Raw genomic sequence first — 3,587 nt, 5'->3', positions numbered from 1 at the left:
GAAGACGTGAAGACGGTGATGGGCGAGCAGGGCAAGGCGATGATGGGCACGGCGACGGTCGCCGGTGTCGATCGTGCGCGTCTCGCGGCGGAACAAGCCGTGGCGAGCCCGTTGCTCGAAGGCGTCGACCTGTCGGGTGCGCGTGGCGTGCTGGTGAACATCACGGCATCGCGTTCGCTGCGTCTGTCGGAAACGCGTGAAGTGATGAACACCATCAAGAGCTACGCCGCCGAAGACGCGACCGTGATTTTCGGTACCGTCTACGACGACAAGATGGGCGATGCACTGCGCGTGACCGTCGTGGCGACCGGCCTGGGCCGTGCCGCTGCGAAGAAGGCCGCTGCTCCGATGACGCTGCTCAAGACCGGTACCGACAACATGCCGATCGCATCGGGCCACGTGCCCAACGTCGGTCAGGCCGGCGGTACGGACTATGGCGCGCTCGATACGCCGGCCGTGTGGCGCAGCACGCGCGAGACCGCAGCCTCGCACGTCGCTGCGTTGCAGGAAAAGGGTGTCGACACGTACGACATCCCGGCCTTCCTGCGCAAGCAAGCCGACTGACAGGGTTGCGCGCGGGCCGGGTGCCAGTGCCTGGCACCGCCGCACCTTGGGAATCGCGAGACCTACGCAGGTCGTCGTGAGGATTCGCCGTCGCTCTACCAACCATGCCGTGTGGCGTGGGGAAGACGCGCCGGGGTACGCATCCGAATGGCGATACGGCAAGGTTGTGATGGCGGGAGATGCCTTGTGACGGCGACAACCAGAGTCGCAAGAGGCGTTGATACATCTCCGGCATCACAGGTGACGAACGTTACGGGTAAACGTTCGTGATCCCTGACCCGGTCTCGCGGATCTGTCCCCCCGACCGCTGCGGCATGCCTCCGTCGCGGCGGCCGGGGTGCCCCGAAAGTGCAAGACGCCGGGCCCTGGGGGCCGACGTCGAATATCGAAACAGCCTATTTCGGATCGCGCTATGGGCGCGGGCGAATCGATGGGGCAGAATTTCAAATGTTTCGCAGAATGTTTGGTAACGATTCGTTGTGTTTGTGGCACAGCGATGAAGGCGCCGATCTGATATAATTAGATCTATGATCCATAGCGTCTGATAGTTTTAATAAATAGCATGCTTAAGCAGCGCACTCTCAAATCCATCGCCAAGACAGTCGGCATCGGCTTGCACTCCGGTCGCAAGGTCGAATTGTCGCTGCGTCCGGCGCCGCCCGACACGGGCATTGTCTTTTGCCGCACCGACCTGAATCCCCCCGTGGAGATTCCGGCCTCGGCAATGGCAATCGGCGACACGCGTCTGGCGTCGGTGTTGCAGAAGGATGGTGCGCGGGTGTCCACGGTGGAACACCTGATGTCGGCATGCGCAGGGCTGGGCATCGACAATCTGTATGTCGATGTGACGGCTGAAGAGATTCCCATCATGGATGGCAGCGCTGCGACGTTCGTCTTCCTGATCCAGTCGGCAGGCATTGAAGAGCAGGCCGCCGCGAAGAAATTCATCCGCGTGACGAAGCCGGTCGAGATTCGCGAAGGCGACAAGTTCGCCCGCCTCGAGCCGTATGACGGCTTCAAGCTGAAGTTCACCATCGACTTCCGCCACCCGGCGGTCGACCGCACGGGCCAGGCGCTCGAGGTCGACTTCGCCGATACGTCCTATGCGAAGGAAATTGCGCGGGCCCGCACGTTCGGCTTCGCCCATGAGGTCGAGATGCTGCGCGAGCTGGGTCTGGCACGTGGCGGCAGCATGGATAACGCGATTGTGCTCGACGAGTACCGCATCCTGAACAACGACGGTCTGCGCTACGACGACGAGTTCGTGAAGCACAAGATGCTCGACGCGATCGGTGATCTGTACGTGATCGGTCATTCGCTGCTGGCGTCCTACACGGCTTACAAGTCGGGCCACGGCCTGAACAACCAGCTGCTGCGCGAGCTTCTCGCACAAGAGGCGTATGAAATCGTGACGTTCGAGCGCGCGGAAGACGCCCCACGCGGCTTCCAGTTCGAACCGCAGACGCAGTTCGCGTAAGTCACGCAAACTGTCGCCGGCCGCCATTCAGCGCGGTGCGGATGTAACAAAAGGAAAGCGCCGGAGATCCGGCGCTTTTTTATTTGACGCGCGACAGTAATCGGCGGCGGATTTTGGTGCCGTCCGGCATCCCCGTGTCGAGCGGCATTTGCCGTTCGCGCCGCGGATGAGGCTCACGGTGTTGATGGCGGTGAGTTGGGGCGTGCTCAGGACTTGCGCGTCCCGCCGTACGAGTGGCGGGTGACGAGCCGGGCGAGGGCGTCGCGCAACGGTGAGGGTTCGAGCGAGTCGCGCAATTCACGCAGGCTGACCAGCCCCTGACGCGGCAGACGCGCTTCCTTTGGCGGTTTGACCGGCTCTGGGGTGGCGATGCTTACCCGGATGCGAATCGCGCGGATCAGCCAGCCGCGTCGGGCGAGGCCTTCGATCAACGAGGGCGTCTGCTGGCGCAAGCGTGCGGCGAGCGCGTTGTTGGCGACGAGAAAGACCAGCGCGCCGTCGTCGCGCGGTGGCGTGACCTTGACGCTGGCGGTAAGCGGAGCGGGCAGCAAGGCGTGCACGTCGCGTTCCAGCCGGGCGAGCTGCCCGGCGGCGACCAGCAGCGATCCGGCCCCGTCGGAGGCGGAGAGCAGGTCGGTTACCGGGCGTGCGATGCGTGGCGCTTTGGGTCGTTTCATATGATGAGACAGAGGTTGCCGCATATTTTACCCCGCCATCGGGCGTCCCCTCCGCCCGGTATCCGTCATCTCGGCCTGTCGGCGTCGGGCGCCGCCCGGACGTGCCACAACAGCATGCTAGAATCCATTTTTCAGTACAGGTATCGAACCGGCGGGAGGCCACAGTGCCAAACACCGGTGACCCGCATCGCGCAGACGATCGGGCGAATGACACTCATGGGGTACAACTCAGGCAGTGCGATTCGTCCGCAGGCGGTCTGCAAGATTGCGTACGACATTTGCCGCCCTAACCAGTGATCCGATGATTCCCGGTCTTCTTAAAAAAGTATTTGGCAGCCGCAACCAGCGGCTCATCAAGCAGTACCAGAAAACCGTCGCGGCGATCAACGCCCTCGAGCCGCAGATCGCCCAACTGAGCGACGAACAACTGCGCGGCAAGACTGAGGAATTCAAACAGCGCATCGCCCAGGGGGCGACGGTGGATTCGCTGCTCGTCGAGGCTTTCGCCGTGTGCCGCGAAGCCGGCAAGCGCGTGCTCAAGATGCGCCACTTCGACGTGCAGCTCATCGGTGGCATGGTGCTGCACTTCGGCAAGATCGCCGAAATGCGCACGGGCGAGGGCAAGACGCTCGTCGCTACGCTGCCCGCCTACCTGAATGCGTTGTCGGGCAAGGGCGTGCATGTCGTGACCGTCAACGATTACCTGGCACAGCGCGACGCCGAGTGGATGGCGCGCCTGTACAACTTCCTCGGCCTGTCGGTGGGTATCAACCTGTCGCAGATGCCGCACGATCAGAAGCAGACCGCTTACGCCGCCGACATCACGTACGGCACGAACAACGAGTTCGGCTTCGACTACCTGCGCGACA

Annotated in this window: 2 protein-coding genes and 2 pseudogenes; 3 read left to right on the top strand and 1 reads right to left on the bottom strand. The window is 63.0% G+C overall.

From position 1 onward, the window contains the following. Together ABWO90_RS25015 and lpxC are read left to right on the top strand one after the other, a co-directional pair. A pseudogene (locus ABWO90_RS25015) lies at positions 1 to 564 on the top strand (cell division protein FtsZ); the annotation flags it as partial. 562 nt (positions 565 to 1,126) lie between these two features. Continuing rightward, positions 1,127 to 2,041: a UDP-3-O-acyl-N-acetylglucosamine deacetylase gene (lpxC, locus tag ABWO90_RS25010; protein ID WP_353193910.1), complete on the top strand. Its 915-nt coding sequence runs from the start codon at positions 1,127 to 1,129 to the stop codon at positions 2,039 to 2,041. Between the two features lie 206 nt (positions 2,042 to 2,247). On the opposite strand, the gene ABWO90_RS25005 is transcribed toward lpxC, so the two are convergent. After that, the gene (locus ABWO90_RS25005) at positions 2,248 to 2,718 is read right to left on the bottom strand and encodes a DciA family protein (protein ID WP_353193909.1); all 471 of its coding nucleotides are present in this window, start codon (positions 2,716 to 2,718) and stop codon (positions 2,248 to 2,250) included. Between the two features lie 301 nt (positions 2,719 to 3,019). Here ABWO90_RS25005 and secA point away from each other — a divergent pair. After that, positions 3,020 to 3,587: pseudogene (gene secA / locus ABWO90_RS25000) on the top strand (preprotein translocase subunit SecA); the annotation flags it as partial.

This window comes from Pandoraea pnomenusa (assembly GCF_040391475.1).
In the GTDB taxonomy this organism is placed as follows: domain Bacteria; phylum Pseudomonadota; class Gammaproteobacteria; order Burkholderiales; family Burkholderiaceae; genus Pandoraea; species Pandoraea pnomenusa_C.
The sequence above is the reverse complement of the archived record's forward strand: the minus strand, read 5'-3'. Positions and strand labels throughout refer to the sequence as shown.